The following is a 13722-nucleotide window of genomic DNA, read 5'->3' as shown; positions in this document are numbered from 1 at the left end:
TTTTTGGCGTTGCGCTCGTCATTCGGGCTTGCGCGCCGGTTGAGACGTGGGTCCGTATCTGCTACGCTTTGGGCATGAACGCGAAAGCTGGCAAAGAGTTGACGATCACCCTGCCGGAGGCCGTTGCCGACGATATCAGTAGTGCAGTCGCTTCTGGCGACTATTCTTCGCCCGAAGTTGTCGTCGAGGCTGCTCTTGAAATGTGGTCTGAACGTCGGCGCAGCCAATTTCTAGACCGATTGCGCACAGCCTATGAAGAAGGTGTGGCGAGCGGGCCAGGGCGGAAAGTTGATCCGCATGAGTTTCTTGCTTCGTTGAAAGCTAAGCGCCAGCGAGATGCCTGACGTCGTCTTGAGCCCCAAGGCCGAAGACGATCTACGAGAGATATGGCTTTCCATTGCCGTTCATAACGAGGCCGCAGCCGACAAGCTCATCCTGCGGATGTTCACGAAGATGGAGCTCGCCAGCGACCATCCACACATCGGACCGCAGAAAGCTGAGTTGGGGGAGAAGACGCGTTTTCTTACCGTCGGCGACTACATCATTCTGTATGAGCCTCGGGACGACGAGATATTCGTCGCGTCCATCGTCTACGGCGGCCGCGACGTTCAGAATTGGCTCTAAACGTCGCGCACTGTCTTATATTCAGCCCGGTCCCACCATTTTCTCCGGCCGGACCACCTCGTCATATTGCGCTTCCGTCACCAGGCCGGTGGCCAGCGCCTCCTCTTTCAGGGTCGTGCCGTTCTTGTGCGCGGTCTTGGCGATCTTGGCGGCGGCGTCGTAGCCGATGACGGGGGCGAGCGCCGTCACCAGCATCAGCGAGCGTTCGACGCCCTGGCGGATATTGTCCTCGCGCGCGGTGATGCCGCCCACGCAATTGTCGGTGAAGGAGAGAGCGGCGTCGCCGAGCAGTTGCACCGATTGCAGAAAGTTATAGGCCATGACGGGATTGTAGACATTCAGCTCGAAATGGCCCTGGCTGCCGGCAAAGGTGATCGCGGCATTGTTGCCGAAGATATGGGCGCAAACCTGGGTGAGCGCTTCGCATTGCGTCGGATTGACCTTGCCCGGCATGATCGAGGAGCCCGGTTCGTTTTCGGGCAGCGCCAGTTCGCCGAGGCCGGCGCGCGGGCCAGAGCCCAAAAAGCGGATGTCGTTGGCGATCTTGAACAAAGCGGCGGCGGCGGCGTTGATCGCGCCATGCGAAAACACCATGGCGTCATGGGCGGCCAGCGCCTCGAATTTGTTGGGCGCGGTGACGAAGGGCATGCCGGTGATGCCGGCGATCTCTTCCGCCACCAGTTCCGCAAATCCGACGGGCGCGTTCAGACCCGTGCCGACGGCGGTGCCGCCCTGGGCGAGTTGGAGCAGACCGCCCATCGTGTCGCCGATTCGCTTGATGGCGGAATGGACCTGCGCGGCATACCCGCCGAATTCCTGGCCGAGCGTCAGCGGCGTCGCATCCTGGGTATGGGTGCGGCCGATCTTGATGATGTGGTCGAATTCCTTCGACTTGGCCTCCAGCGCTTTGTGCAGATGGGTGAGGGCGGGGATCAGGTGATGGGCGATCTCGACAGCGCAGGCGATATGCATCGCCGTGGGATAGGTGTCGTTGGACGACTGGCTCATATTGACGTGGTCGTTGGGGTGAACCGGCTTCTTGGAGCCTTTGACGCCGCCCAGCATTTCGATCGCGCGGTTGGATATCACCTCGTTGGCGTTCATGTTCGACTGGGTGCCGGAACCGGTCTGCCAGACCACCAGCGGGAAATGATCGTTGAGCTTGCCGTCGATCACCTCCTGCGCCGCCGCAACGATGACGTCCCCAAGTTTCGGGTCCAGCTGGCCGAGTTTGACATTGGCGCGGGCGGCCGCTTGCTTCACGACGCCGAGCGCTTTTACGATCGACACGGGCTGTTTCTCCCAGCCGATGCGGAAGTTCCCGAGCGAGCGTTGCGCCTGCGCGCCCCAGAGGCGGTCGTCCTCCACCTCGATGGGGCCGAAAGTGTCGGTTTCGATGCGTGTCGGCATGGCTAAATCCTTCGTTTTCGAGTCCAGTTAAAACTGTCTAGTCCCGCGGCGCCGGGAAGGGAAGAGGTCAGTCTAACGTCAGACTGGCGACAGTCTGTTCGCGCCGTGGAAGATTTTACGTGCAAGCGGCGCTCCGGCTTCCTATATGCGCTGGAGCGGGGACGGCGACAGAGAGCCGAGCAGCCATGGACGAGATCGAGACAGACAAGCAACCGGTTCTGAGCAAGCTGACGGCATTGTCGCATGCCGGCCGTCTCGATATATTCAGGCTGTTGGTCACCGCTGGCGGCGAGGGTCTCAATGCCGGCGAAATCGCCGTGGCGCTCGAACTCAGACCCAACACCCTGTCGCAGCATCTGACAATGTTGTCGGCGGCTCACCTGATCCGCGCGCAGCGGGAAGGACGCAATATCCGCTACTTCGCTGAAATTCCCGCCATGGGGGAATTGTTGGGCTTTCTGATGCAGGATTGCTGCGGTCGCAGCCCCGATCTCTGTCGAAAAGCGCTGGATACGCTGAAGATCCGCAAGTAGCGGGCGCGCGTCTGCGCCATTTTAGCCACAGCTTTTGCAAAACGAACTCTGGGAACAAAGGCGCCCTCTGATGGGCGCCTCAACGCCCCTGCAGCAGGCGGTTTAACAATAAATTAAGGTTATCAGTGTGTTGTGATCGCCTGAAATCGGGCTTGCCCAAAACACGTCACAAAATTGTGACCTCATGAATGAAGTCGACCGGTCATCCGTTTTCTTTTCAAGGGATTGGCGATCCGCTAGTCTGACATCAACTTGATTTGGGGTGACGGCGTCTCGTCGTCGGGAATGATAGCAAAATGAAGATGAAGACTACCACAGCGATCGTCGCCCTGGCCATGGCTGGCGCGATCGGCATGAGCACTGCGCCGGCCGGCGCCGCAACATTGCTGGACTTCCTCAAGGGCAACAAGGTCGCCCAGCGTCCGCAGCAGCCCTTCGCCGGCTCGCTCGACGACGATCTGAATTCATTTCCCGATCCCGCAGCGCCGGCCAAGCCGTTGCCCAAGGTGACCGGGCCGAAATACAATGTCTACAAGGCCGATGCGCTGCGCTGGATCGCTGCGACCAAATTCGCGACGGCGAGCCAGTCGGCTTCGGCGACGCAGATCTCGCAGCCGGACGCGACGGGCTCGATCCAGACCGTGTCCGCGCCTGCCGCTTTCGACGCGAGCGCCGACCCGCGCGCATTCATCGCTGACGTCCGCGTCAAAGCGCCGGACGAAGTGGCGACGGCCATCGAGACCTATTACGCCAAGCATCAGGGCTTGCTCTGGGTCGACGCCAATGGCGCGACCGCCAAGGCGCGCGATGCGATCGCCGCTCTCGCCGAAGCCGGCGCCGATGGCCTCGATCCCGCAGATTACGCCGTGACCGATCCCGACGGCGCGTTGACCGACGCCGATCCGGCCGCGCGTCAGAAGCAGTTGATGCAGTTCGAAATCGAACTCTCCGCCGCTGTGCTGACCTATGTGCAGGACGCCCAGCGCGGCCGCATCGATCCGAACCGGATTTCGGGCTATTACGATTTCAAGCGCAAGACCGTCAATCTCGGCGCCGCGCTGACCAACGCGGCCCTGTCGGCGGACATCAAGGCCTATCTCGTCAGCCGCAACCCGCAGAACTCGCAATATCAGGCTCTGAAAGCCGAACTCGCCAGACTGAAAACCGTCGACGGCGAGCAGGAAGCGCGCGTGGAAATCGCGCCGGGCACGCTGATCAAGCCGGGCGAAGTCAATCCGGAGCTCGCCAATGTCGTGGCGGCGATCCGCCAGCGCGGTTCGGACAAACTGAAGCTGGATCACTCGCTGACGCTCGCCTCTTATCAGGGCGAGGCCGATTATTCGCCCGAGATCGTCGACCTGGTCAAAGCCTATCAGACCGAAAACGGCCTGAAGGGCGATGGCGTTGTCGGCCGCGGCACCATTCGCGTGCTGAGCGGCGGCGATAGCCAGGGCGCCAAGATCTACAAGCTCGTCGTGGCGATGGAGCAGATGCGCTGGCTGCCGAGGGATTTCGGCTCGCGCTATGTGTTCATCAACCAGCCGGCTTTCGAGGCCTATTACTACAATGAGGGCCGCGAACAGTTCGAGATGAAGGTCGTGGTCGGCTCCAAGAGCAACCAGACTTATTTCTTCCAGGATGAAATCGAGATCGTCGAGTTCAATCCCTATTGGGGCGTGCCGCGTTCGATCATCGTCAACGAGATGCTGCCGAAGCTCCGCCAGGATCCGAGCTATCTCGATCGCCTCGGCTACGAGACTTCGGTCGGCGGCCAGCAGGTGTCCTCCACCGATATCGACTGGAACACCACCGACTCCGTGGATGTGCGCCAGCCGCCGGGCAGCGACAATGCGCTGGGACAGCTGAAGATCATGTTCCCGAATTCGCATGCGATCTACATGCATGACACGCCGCAGAAGAAGTTCTTCGCCCGCGACATGCGTGCGCTCAGCCATGGCTGCGTCCGCCTGGTCGACCCCAAGAAGATGGCGGCCGCCGTCCTCAACATGTCCGTCGCCGATGTCGACAAGCAGATCGCCCTGGGGCGCAATCATCAGATGAAGGTGCCGGAGAAATTTCCGGTCTACGTCTCCTATTTCACCGCCTTCCCCAACAAGGACGGCGTGGTGGAATATTTCGACGATGTCTATGATCGCGACATGTATCTCGGTCGCGCGCTGGACGCGACGCGCAAGGCGCGCCACGGTCAAGGCTGAGGCAATGGACTGATCTGATTGACACAAGGCGGCTCTCGGGCCGCCTTATGTGTTTTCGTGAGAGTGGCGAGCCGCCTCTTAGGGTGTAAAATGCCAAGGATTGATCGCGTTGATACCTGCCGCTTGGTAAGGAGACAAATCGCGGGTTGCGACCGAAAACCCGCGTGACATGGCTGTCGCGGCGATCAAGCCATCTGCGAAGGAGATTGCTCGTCCACTTCGCTTCGCCGAGGACATCAACAACGCGTAGGCGGCGGATGCGAGGAGATCGAAAGGCAAGATCCTTTCCGCAAACAGAGGCAGGACTTCCTCCTCCAGTCGCCACTCCAAAACTTGTCTGCGCTTTCCTTGCGGCATGATACTCACCCCATATCTGAGTTCAGCCACCGTGATGGCGGACAGAAACAGGTGGTCAAGCGCTTGATGATCGAGCCACGCGATCACTTCCGCCGCCGGCGCCGGTCTCCACGCTTCGGAAATCACATTGGTGTCAATCAGGATCATTCGAACGGTGGGCGAGGCAACATATTGCTTCTAACGTCGAAAGGCGCGTCTTCGCCGTTCCCGGCTTCGCGCCCAATGTCGGCGAGCAGAGCGCCAAGACCTGACGGTCGGGCCGCACCGGTTTCACGCCTCAGAATGGTGAGGGCTTCCTCGACCGTGCTTCGACCGTTCTGAGCCGCCCTACGGCTCAGGGCTTGTTCTATGTCTTCCGGCAGATCTCGGATCGTCAGGGAGGCCATGTGCGCCCTCTCGGATGTGTCTTGTTCGAATATGAGGGCAAATCCGCGAATTTACAACCGCCTCTTCGGTTCGGCCAATGTCTCAGCCGGCAACCAGCCCCTCGATCAACTCCAGCGTCAGCTCGTCGAAATGGCCGATCACCACGCTCGGACCGAGATTTTCGACCGGCGTGTCGGAATAGCCGAAGGGCACGGCGATGGATGGGATCCTGGCGTTCTGGGCGACTTTCATGTCGTTGAGGCTGTCGCCGATCATCACTGTGCGGGCAGGATCGCCGCCGGCGCGTTCGATCGTGCCGAGGAGATGGGCGGCGTCGGGCTTGCGGACGGTGAAGGTGTCGCCGCCGGTGATCGCGGCGAAGCGGTCGGCGAGGCCGAGGCCTTCGAGCAGGGGACGGGCGAGGCCTTCCATCTTGTTGGTGCAGACTGCGAGGGCGACGTCGGCTGCGGCCAGACGGTCGAGCGCCTCGACGAGACCCGGATACGGCTTGCTCTTGCCCGGCATGCCGCCGCGATAATGGTCGATGAAGCGTTCCAGCATCGGCGGGAATTCGTCTTCCGCGAGCGGCTGGCCGCGCAGCGCGAAAGCGCGTTCGATCATGGCCCGGGCGCCGTGGCCGACCAGATGGGTGAGATCCTCGTAGCCGACCGGCGGCAGGTCGCGCGCGGCGATGGTGAAATTCAGGCTGTCGATCAGATCGGGGGCAGTGTCGATCAGGGTTCCGTCGAGATCGAATACGGCAAGCAGGCGCGGCACGGGCAGACTCCCTCACAAAGAATGAGGCCTTGATAAACATCGCCGTGGCCCGTGTAAATCGCGCCGCCGTCACGGTCGTCTTGATATTGGTCATGTCCGACCGGCAAGCGGGACATGCAAAACTCGTCTTTGCTTCTTCCGCTCGCTCACAAGCTCGTGTAAAAGCCCGTCCACGATCAATCGGAGATCCTGGCGGATGGACGCCCGGCATATGAAAATCATCGCCGCCCAAGAGGCGCTAAAGCATGTCGAGCATGGCATGCGCCTCGGAATCGGCACTGGCTCCACCGCAGAAGAATTCGTCCGGCTGCTGGCCGAAAAGGTCGCAGAGGGTCTCGAGGTTCGCGGCGTGCCGACCTCGGAACGCACCGCGCGGCTTTGCCTGGAGCTCGGCGTTCCCCTGAATTCGCTGGAAGAACTGCCGGAACTCGATCTCACCATCGACGGCGCCGACGAAGTCGACAGCCAGCTGCGCCTGATCAAGGGCGGCGGCGGCGCGCTTCTGCGCGAAAAGATCGTCGCGGCGGCGTCGGCCCGCATGATCGTCATCGCCGACGAAACGAAGGTCGTCGACACGCTCGGCAAGTTTCCGCTGCCCATCGAAGTCAATCCGTTCGGCCTCGCCGCCACCCGCATCGCGGTGGAAAGATGCGCTTCGCGACTCGGCCTGACCGGGGATATCGCGCTGCGCAGGCGGAGCGAGGACGCTTACGAAACCGATGGCGGCCATTACATTCTCGATGCTTCTTTTGGCCGTATTTCTGATGCAGAGGCGCTGTCGGCGAGTCTGTATTCGATCCCCGGCGTGGTCGAGCACGGGCTGTTCATCAATATGGCCTCCCTGGCCATCATCGCGGGTCCGCAAGCTGCGCGGACCATCGCGGTCTAATCTGACGAGGAGATAGTGTGTCCATGATGAAGTTTGACAGGATCGGACGTGCGGCTGTGGTCGCGACCATGATGTTCGGGTTCGGCGCGTCCATGGCTGTCGCCGATGACGACATCTCGGAAGCGCATCTGAAGGCGGCCCGTGCGGCGATGAACGCCATCAAGATCACCGAGCCGTTCGACGCGATCCTTCCCAATATCGCCCAGCGTCTCAAGGGTACGCTGATCCAGAGCTCGCCGAATTACGAGCAGCTGATCAACGACACCGTCGACGCCAAGGCGCTGGAAATCGCCGCGCGTCGCGCCGATCTCGAGAAGGAAGCCGCTGCGATCTACGCCAAGACCTTCTCCGAAGAAGAGCTCAACCAGATCGCCGCCTTCTATTCCAGCCCGGCCGGCCAGAAGCTCCTGAAGGACGGCCCGCTGGTTATCCGCCAGCTCTCGAAGGCCGCCGACATCTGGGCGAACGGCATCAGCCGCGACCTCTCGGCCAACACCGATGCGGCGCTGGAAAAGACCATCGCGGCCGAAAAGAAGGCCGAAACGCCTAAGCAGTAAGACTGTCAGCGCGACCATCCAAGCCCGCCCCCACGGCGGGCTTTTCTTTTGCCTGCAGAGCCGCCATATGAGCAATCGGGAGGCCGGCAGTTTCAGTGGGGAATGCAATGTCCAGTTACGATTATGATCTCTTCGTCATCGGCGGCGGTTCGGGCGGCGTGCGCGCGGCGCGCGTGGCGGCCTCACTCGGCAAGAAAGTGGCCATCGCCGAGGAATACCGTTTCGGCGGCACCTGTGTCATCAGGGGATGCGTGCCCAAGAAGCTGTTCGTCTACGCCTCGCAGTTCCACGAGCATTTCGAGGACGCGGCCGGTTTTGGCTGGGAGGTCGGCGAATCGCGCTTCGACTGGAAGAAGCTGGTGGCCGCCAAGGACCAGGAGATTACTCGTCTCGAAGGCCTCTACCGCAAGGGCCTGACCAATGCCGGCGCCGAGCAGATCGACAGCCGCGCCGAACTGGTAGACGCCCATACGGTGCTGATCAAGGCGACCGGCAAGACCGTGACCGCTGAGCGGATCATCGTCGCCGTCGGCGGTGCTCCCACCACGCATGTCGCTCTGCCGGGCCATGAGCATTGCATCTCTTCCAACGAGGCCTTCCATCTCGAAGAGCTGCCCGAGGCCATCCTGATCGAAGGCGGCGGCTATATCGCGGTGGAATTCGCCAATATTTTCCATGGCCTCGGCGTCAAGACGACGCTGATCTATCGCGGCAGGGAAATCCTGTCGCGCTTCGACCAGGACATGCGGCGCGGGCTGCATGCTGCCATGCAGGCCAAGGGCATCGACATTCTCTGCGAGGATGTGATCCTGAGCGTCGAGAAGAAGGCCGAGGGGGAGCTCATCGCCAAGACCAAGCAAGGCAAGACGCTCGAGGTCGGCCAGGTGATGCTGGCGATCGGCCGTTCGCCCAATACCAGGGGGCTCGGCCTCGAACAGGCCGGCGTCGCCGTCAACGAGCGCGGGGCGATCATCGTCGATCCGTATTCCCGCACCAATGTGCCGAGCATCTTCGCGCTCGGCGATGTCACGGACCGGGTGCAGCTGACGCCGGTGGCTATCCACGAAGCGATGTGCTTCATCGAGACGGAATACAAGAACAATCCGACCTCGCCGGATCACGACCTCATCGCCACCGCAGTGTTCTCGCAGCCGGAAATCGGCACGGTCGGCATGAGCGAGGAGCAGGCGGCCAAGGCCTTCGAAGAGCTCGAAGTCTACCGCGCCGAATTCCGTCCGATGAAGGCGACGCTGTCGGGCCGCGCCGAGCGGATGATCATGAAGCTGATCGTCAACGCCGCCGACCGCAAGGTGGTGGGCGCCCATATCCTCGGCCATGACGCCGGCGAGATGGCGCAGCTTCTCGGCATCACGTTGAAGGCCGGCTGCACCAAGGATGATTTCGACCGCACCATGGCGGTGCATCCCACCGCCGCCGAGGAACTGGTGACCATGTATTCCCCGAGCTACCGGGTGAAGAACGGCGAACGGGTCTGAACGCTGACGTCGAGCCGGCGCGGCTTTCGCGCCGGCTCGACCATGCCCGCCGTCCCGCTGCGGGTGAGTTGAACGAGGAAAGGCGTGAGCCAGAGGAGCCCACGCCATTCGTCGCGTTCCAGAGGGTCCTGAAAGGCCGTGTTTGCGTGTGGCTTGATGGGCTTGCGCGGGGCGAAGGGATCCGAGAAGGGCATGGCGTTTCTCCTGCCGATTGTCTGTATTCCCAACGTAGGGCAGGGCTCGCCGCCGACGTAGACGCAAGGATGAAAAGCCCATTTCATCGCCGAAATGTTCAACGCGACGACAGTCGTGTTATGCTGGCCCGCAAAGGAGACCGGCATGCTCGGCGCGGATTGGAACGATCTCGACCTGTTTTTTCATGTGGCCACCCAGGGCGGGCTGACCGGCGCGGCGATCGCCACCGGCGTCAGCGCGCCGACGATTGGCCGGCGCATGCTGGGTCTCGAACGGCAGCTCGGTCGGACGCTGTTCGTTCGCGGTCCGCAGGGCTATCGGCTGGCGCATGATGGAACGGTGCTGCTCGACCATGTCCGGGTAATGCGCCGCGCCGCCGACAGCATTCTCGACTGGCAGCGCGACGCCTTCGCCTTGCCGATCGTGTCGATCGCCGGCGACGCCTGGATCGCCGGGTTCCTCGCCGATCACGCCCAGGCCATTCGCGGGCAGGACGACGCCTTCCGCATCTGCTGTAAATCCGCCCATACCGGTCTCGATCTCACCTTTCGCGAGGCGGATGTGGCGATCCTCGCCGTCCGCCCCGACAATGGCAATTTCGCCGTCCGCCCGAGCGTGAGCATGCGCTATGGCGTCTATGGGGCGGTGGCGATGACAGTTGCGGCGACAGACCGCTGGGTGTCGCTGGGCACGGAAAGCGCCGCTTCGGCCGCCGATCGCTGGGTGTTCGAACAGCACGAGAACCAGATCATGACCTGGGCCAGCAGTCCGGATCTTCTGCTGCGGCTGATCCGCAAGGGGCATGGGCTGGGCGTGCTGCCGCTGTTCGTGGGCGACGCCGATCCGGCGCTCGCGCGCCGGGGCGAGCCGATCGCGGAACTCGACCATCCCCTGTTCATCGTCGCCAATGACGACGACCGCAAGCGCCCGGAAGTTCGCATCGTTCTCGATCGCATCGCGGACTTGCTCAAGACCCATCACGGCGCATTCGCAGGCGACAGCGGCAATGCCCGCTCGACCGCCGCAGCAGGCGGCTGAAGTTTTTCTGCGAAGGGCCGTAAAATCTGCTAAATTAATAGCCATCAATGCTTCGCGCCCGACGGGAGGAGACGGCGGACGCGATAACCCTGGCATGATGACAGCGGAGGATTGACAATGGCAGGCGCAAGCAAGATCCGGCCTGGACCGGCTGCATACCCCGACACCACCGGCATGGGCGAAGACCGCATGCTGGATGCGCAGCGCAGCGGGTTCGGTTTCATCAGTTTCCTTTTGTTTCCGCTGATTGCGGTGGTCGCCGTGGCCGTGGCGCTGTATCAATCCGGCGTGTGAAGCCGTGGCGGGCTGAACGCATCGTTCATCGAACGGCGCTGAAAGCGTGGATTTGCCGGCCCTGAAGGCTTTGCAAACGCTTCCTTAATATGTATAAGCCCGCCGATCAGCGGGCTGGCGTTTCACGCCCGCGGTATATCCACATCGAACAGGTGAGTATCATGGCACAGAATTGGAACCCGTCTAGCTGGAGGTCTAAGCCCATTCAGCAGGTTCCGGAGTATCCGGACTTGTCTCAACTTGAGGCTACGGAAGCTCGTCTGGCCAAGTTTCCGCCGCTTGTTTTTGCAGGCGAGGCGCGGCGTTTGAAGGCCTCGCTCGCCAAGGTCGCCAATGGGGAGAGCTTCCTGCTCCAGGGCGGCGACTGCGCTGAAAGCTTCGCGGAACATGGCGCGGACACGATCCGCGACTTCTTCCGCGCCTTCCTGCAGATGGCCGTCGTGCTGACCTTCGGCGCGCAAAAGCCTGTCGTGAAGGTCGGTCGTATCGCCGGCCAGTTCGCGAAACCCCGCTCCTCGGGCATCGAGAAGAAGGGCGACGTCGAACTGCCGAGCTACCGCGGCGACATCATCAACGGCATCGAATTCACCGAGGAAGCCCGCATTCCGAACCCGGAACGCCAGATCATGGCTTACCGTCAGTCGGCTGCGACGCTGAACCTTCTGCGCGCCTTCGCGATGGGCGGCTACGCCAATCTCGACAATGTGCACAAGTGGATGCTCGGCTTCGTCAAGGACAGCCCGCAGGCCGAACGCTACCGCGCGCTCGCCGACCGCATTTCCGAGACCATGGATTTCATGGCGGCGATCGGGATTACCCCGGAAAACAATCCGAGCCTGCGCGAAACCGATTTCTTCACCAGCCATGAAGCGCTGCTTCTCGGCTATGAGGAAGCGCTGACCCGCGTCGACTCGACGTCTGGCGACTGGTACGCGACCTCGGGCCATATGATCTGGATCGGCGACCGCACCCGCCAGCCGGATCACGCCCATGTCGAATACTGCCGCGGCATCAAGAACCCGATCGGCCTGAAATGCGGCCCTTCGCTGACCGCCGACGGCCTGCTCGAGCTGATCGACATTTTGAACCCGGCCAACGAAGCCGGTCGTCTGACGCTGATCTGCCGTTTCGGCCATGACAAAGTCGCCGAGCACCTGCCGCGCCTCATCCGCGCCGTCGAGCGCGAAGGCCGCAAGGTGGTCTGGTCCTGCGATCCGATGCATGGCAACACGATCACGCTCAACAACTACAAGACCCGGCCGTTTGACCGGATCCTGACGGAAGTGGAGAACTTCTTCCACATCCATTACGCCGAAGGCACGCATCCGGGCGGCATCCATATCGAGATGACCGGCAACGACGTAACGGAATGCACCGGCGGCGCTCGCGCGCTGACCGGCGAAGATCTGCAGGATCGCTACCACACCCATTGCGATCCGCGCCTCAACGCCGACCAGGCTCTCGAACTGGCCTTCCTGCTGGCCGAGAACCTCAAGTCCGGCCGCGACGAACAGAAGCTGGCCGTCAACGCCTGAGGCGAGACTGACAAGACATGAAAAAGGCGGCTCCCGGGCCGCCTTTTTTGATGGCTTGCGCGAGGCTGATCACGCGGGCGCCCCCCGACTTGCCACTCAAACGATCATCCCTTACCATTCAAAGGAATGGCAGTCCGACACCTGACGCAAATGATCGCGAAAGGTCGGCGACGATGACGGCGAGCCCGGAACATTCGTTCGCGACATCAGGTCGCCGATGAACCAACTGGGCCCAGGTCCCGGTAGGAGTTTTTGTGGCCAACCTCTTGAAGCGTATTTTGGGCAAAGGCGCGTCTCCCGAAATCTCACCCGTCCGCCCTGCTCCGGAGCAGGGAGCGCATTCTGCCGCCCGCGTCGACGAAGCGCGCCTTGCCGCCCGCCGCGTCCAGATCAGCAATGATCTCTTCGAGCTTCAGCAGATCGCCATCGCCGAACTTGCTCTGCGCAAGCGGCAGGACGCCGCAGCCGCCAAGGCCGGCTACGAGGCGGAAGACGGTGTCGGCGGACGCGTGCTCATCGTCTGAGGGCGTCGGGGTTCTTTTGTCTCGACAGTTGGGAGAGACGAAGAAGCGATCCGGCAATACATCCGAAACCAGGAGAAAGAGGATTTGCGGTTTGAACAGCTGGAAATGTGGAAATGATCCGCTTTTAGGCTGTCCCAATCCATCGGGACGCTGTTGCGTCCCGCTCAAGCCGCTTTGAGCGGCCCCAATCCTATAGCCCCCGGCTTTGCCGGGGGATACTTACTGCATCTGCATGGCAGAAAGGAAATCAAATGTTCTCAATAATTTTTTCTGACCTTAGCGCAATTCAAAAGAAAAGAGAAATATTCCTCTTCACAATGGGAATTATCGGATCGTTGTCTTATGAATATAAAGGTATTTCGTTTTTTAATGAATCTATAGACAATTATATTGGATATTTCTTATTTTCTTGTTTTGGTTCATTGATAGGAGGCATACTGTACCTTAGTGAAATAAATAAGTATTTTTCTCTATTTTTTGGATTTTTGTTTCTTATTTCTTTTTCGCTTTCCCTCACTTTGGTAAACAAATTCTATGCAATGGTATTCATATTCATCTCAGTGATTGAACTATTAGCCTTCGTAAATTCTTTCCATGGTAGAATAAATAAATAATGCAGCCGACTGAACTTGAGAGAACTGTTGTTTATAGAGACGACAATGTAAAGGGCAACGTCAGTGCTGATGATACGGGATTTGATGCCGCAGGTTTAATGGGGACATTTTTTAGCAGCGCCTTCGCTGCGATATCCGCAAATGTGGAATCCGGCGCGATTGCTGGTAGATATAATGGCAGATACATCGCTACGCCATTTCTAGCACTACTTTGGCAGAATAGGTTCTGTGGCTCGAATTTGCGCTTTGCAGTGGGGACATCGGATTGTCATCATTTGTCTGGCGAGTGCACTGATG

The 13722-nt window shown here is 60.7% G+C and carries 15 protein-coding genes and 1 pseudogene; 12 read left to right on the top strand and 4 right to left on the bottom strand.

What is annotated here, in order from left to right; all coding sequences use genetic code 11:
- Nucleotides 1-74 precede the first annotated feature (74 nt).
- Together E8Q41_RS14475 and E8Q41_RS14470 are read left to right on the top strand one after the other, a co-directional pair.
- Nucleotides 75-344, top strand: coding sequence for a type II toxin-antitoxin system ParD family antitoxin (locus tag E8Q41_RS14475; protein WP_137156253.1), 270 nt, complete (start codon nucleotides 75-77; stop codon nucleotides 342-344).
- Nucleotides 337-624: a type II toxin-antitoxin system RelE/ParE family toxin gene (locus E8Q41_RS14470; RefSeq protein WP_137156252.1), complete on the top strand. Its 288-nt coding sequence runs from the start codon at nucleotides 337-339 to the stop codon at nucleotides 622-624. Before E8Q41_RS14475 ends, E8Q41_RS14470 begins: the two co-directional genes overlap by 8 nt.
- A gap of 21 nt (nucleotides 625-645) precedes the next feature.
- Here the strand turns inward: E8Q41_RS14470 and fumC are convergent, their stop codons facing one another.
- A complete protein-coding gene (gene fumC, locus E8Q41_RS14465) occupies nucleotides 646-2034 on the bottom strand; it encodes a class II fumarate hydratase (RefSeq protein ID WP_137156251.1) in 1389 nt (462 codons plus the stop codon).
- A gap of 185 nt (nucleotides 2035-2219) precedes the next feature.
- Here fumC and E8Q41_RS14460 point away from each other — a divergent pair, with 185 nt between their 5' ends.
- Both E8Q41_RS14460 and E8Q41_RS14455 read left to right on the top strand, forming a co-directional pair.
- A complete protein-coding gene (locus E8Q41_RS14460) occupies nucleotides 2220-2567 on the top strand; it encodes a metalloregulator ArsR/SmtB family transcription factor (protein ID WP_137156250.1) in 348 nt (115 codons plus the stop codon).
- A gap of 296 nt (nucleotides 2568-2863) precedes the next feature.
- Complete coding sequence (locus E8Q41_RS14455; RefSeq protein ID WP_170976485.1) at nucleotides 2864-4783, top strand: L,D-transpeptidase family protein; 1920 nt, start codon at nucleotides 2864-2866, stop codon at nucleotides 4781-4783.
- A 78-nt stretch (nucleotides 4784-4861) separates the two neighbouring features.
- On the opposite strand, the gene E8Q41_RS14450 is transcribed toward E8Q41_RS14455, so the two are convergent.
- Both E8Q41_RS14450 and E8Q41_RS14440 read right to left on the bottom strand, forming a co-directional pair.
- The gene (locus E8Q41_RS14450; RefSeq protein ID WP_137156249.1) at nucleotides 4862-5287 is read right to left on the bottom strand and encodes a type II toxin-antitoxin system VapC family toxin; all 426 of its coding nucleotides are present in this window, start codon (nucleotides 5285-5287) and stop codon (nucleotides 4862-4864) included.
- Nucleotides 5288-5608: 321 nt separating this feature from the next.
- Nucleotides 5609-6283, bottom strand: a complete 675-nt coding sequence (locus tag E8Q41_RS14440) for an HAD family hydrolase (RefSeq protein WP_137156247.1) — start codon at nucleotides 6281-6283, stop codon at nucleotides 5609-5611.
- Between the two features lie 196 nt (nucleotides 6284-6479).
- Between E8Q41_RS14440 and rpiA the strand changes: the two genes are divergently transcribed.
- From rpiA to gor, 3 genes are all read left to right on the top strand, one after another.
- The gene (rpiA, locus tag E8Q41_RS14435) at nucleotides 6480-7172 is read left to right on the top strand and encodes a ribose-5-phosphate isomerase RpiA (protein WP_137156246.1); all 693 of its coding nucleotides are present in this window, start codon (nucleotides 6480-6482) and stop codon (nucleotides 7170-7172) included.
- A 23-nt stretch (nucleotides 7173-7195) separates the two neighbouring features.
- Nucleotides 7196-7729 (top strand): DUF2059 domain-containing protein, encoded by a 534-nt coding sequence (locus E8Q41_RS14430; protein WP_137156245.1) that lies wholly within the window; start codon nucleotides 7196-7198, stop codon nucleotides 7727-7729.
- 107 nt (nucleotides 7730-7836) lie between these two features.
- Nucleotides 7837-9225 carry a glutathione-disulfide reductase gene (gene gor, locus E8Q41_RS14425; RefSeq protein WP_137156244.1) on the top strand — a complete coding sequence of 463 codons (1389 nt, stop codon included), beginning with the start codon at nucleotides 7837-7839 and terminating at the stop codon, nucleotides 9223-9225.
- Here gor and E8Q41_RS14420 read toward each other — a convergent pair.
- Nucleotides 9195-9419, bottom strand: coding sequence for a hypothetical protein (locus tag E8Q41_RS14420; protein WP_137156243.1), 225 nt, complete (start codon nucleotides 9417-9419; stop codon nucleotides 9195-9197). The genes gor and E8Q41_RS14420 overlap by 31 nt on opposite strands.
- Before the next feature lie 145 nt (nucleotides 9420-9564).
- Between E8Q41_RS14420 and E8Q41_RS14415 the strand changes: the two genes are divergently transcribed.
- The 5 genes and pseudogenes from E8Q41_RS14415 to E8Q41_RS25885 all read left to right on the top strand — a co-directional run.
- Nucleotides 9565-10458 carry a LysR family transcriptional regulator gene (locus E8Q41_RS14415; protein WP_137156242.1) on the top strand — a complete coding sequence of 298 codons (894 nt, stop codon included), beginning with the start codon at nucleotides 9565-9567 and terminating at the stop codon, nucleotides 10456-10458.
- Nucleotides 10459-10575: 117 nt separating this feature from the next.
- Complete coding sequence (locus E8Q41_RS25585; protein WP_170976484.1) at nucleotides 10576-10752, top strand: hypothetical protein; 177 nt, start codon at nucleotides 10576-10578, stop codon at nucleotides 10750-10752.
- A 161-nt stretch (nucleotides 10753-10913) separates the two neighbouring features.
- Nucleotides 10914-12287, top strand: a complete 1374-nt coding sequence (locus E8Q41_RS14410; protein ID WP_137156241.1) for a 3-deoxy-7-phosphoheptulonate synthase class II — start codon at nucleotides 10914-10916, stop codon at nucleotides 12285-12287.
- 254 nt (nucleotides 12288-12541) lie between these two features.
- Nucleotides 12542-12811 carry a hypothetical protein gene (locus tag E8Q41_RS14405; RefSeq protein WP_137156240.1) on the top strand — a complete coding sequence of 90 codons (270 nt, stop codon included), beginning with the start codon at nucleotides 12542-12544 and terminating at the stop codon, nucleotides 12809-12811.
- Between the two features lie 6 nt (nucleotides 12812-12817).
- Nucleotides 12818-12928: pseudogene (locus E8Q41_RS25885) on the top strand (IS200/IS605 family transposase); the annotation flags it as partial.
- Between the last annotated feature and the right edge of the window lie 794 nt (nucleotides 12929-13722).

This window comes from Rhizobium sp. FKL33 (assembly GCF_005222915.1).
GTDB lineage: Bacteria > Pseudomonadota > Alphaproteobacteria > Rhizobiales > Rhizobiaceae > Rhizobium_E.
The sequence above is the reverse complement of the archived record's forward strand: the minus strand, read 5'-3'. Positions and strand labels throughout refer to the sequence as shown.

Bases quoted from the DNA above. Each gene is read 5' to 3' on its own strand.
- E8Q41_RS14470 (WP_137156252.1), top strand. From the start codon at position 337: ATGCCTGACGTCGTCTTGAGCCCCAAGGCCGAAGACGATCTACGAGAG.
- E8Q41_RS14475 (WP_137156253.1), top strand. From the start codon at position 75: ATGAACGCGAAAGCTGGCAAAGAGTTGACGATCACCCTGCCGGAGGCC.
- E8Q41_RS14420 (WP_137156243.1), bottom strand. From the start codon at position 9,419: ATGCCCTTCTCGGATCCCTTCGCCCCGCGCAAGCCCATCAAGCCACAC.
- E8Q41_RS14410 (WP_137156241.1), top strand. From the start codon at position 10,914: ATGGCACAGAATTGGAACCCGTCTAGCTGGAGGTCTAAGCCCATTCAG.
- E8Q41_RS14450 (WP_137156249.1), bottom strand. From the start codon at position 5,287: ATGATCCTGATTGACACCAATGTGATTTCCGAAGCGTGGAGACCGGCG.
- E8Q41_RS14460 (WP_137156250.1), top strand. From the start codon at position 2,220: ATGGACGAGATCGAGACAGACAAGCAACCGGTTCTGAGCAAGCTGACG.
- E8Q41_RS14415 (WP_137156242.1), top strand. From the start codon at position 9,565: ATGCTCGGCGCGGATTGGAACGATCTCGACCTGTTTTTTCATGTGGCC.
- gor (WP_137156244.1), top strand. From the start codon at position 7,837: ATGTCCAGTTACGATTATGATCTCTTCGTCATCGGCGGCGGTTCGGGC.
- E8Q41_RS25585 (WP_170976484.1), top strand. From the start codon at position 10,576: ATGGCAGGCGCAAGCAAGATCCGGCCTGGACCGGCTGCATACCCCGAC.
- rpiA (WP_137156246.1), top strand. From the start codon at position 6,480: ATGGACGCCCGGCATATGAAAATCATCGCCGCCCAAGAGGCGCTAAAG.
- fumC (WP_137156251.1), bottom strand. From the start codon at position 2,034: ATGCCGACACGCATCGAAACCGACACTTTCGGCCCCATCGAGGTGGAG.
- E8Q41_RS14430 (WP_137156245.1), top strand. From the start codon at position 7,196: ATGATGAAGTTTGACAGGATCGGACGTGCGGCTGTGGTCGCGACCATG.
- E8Q41_RS14455 (WP_170976485.1), top strand. From the start codon at position 2,864: ATGAAGATGAAGACTACCACAGCGATCGTCGCCCTGGCCATGGCTGGC.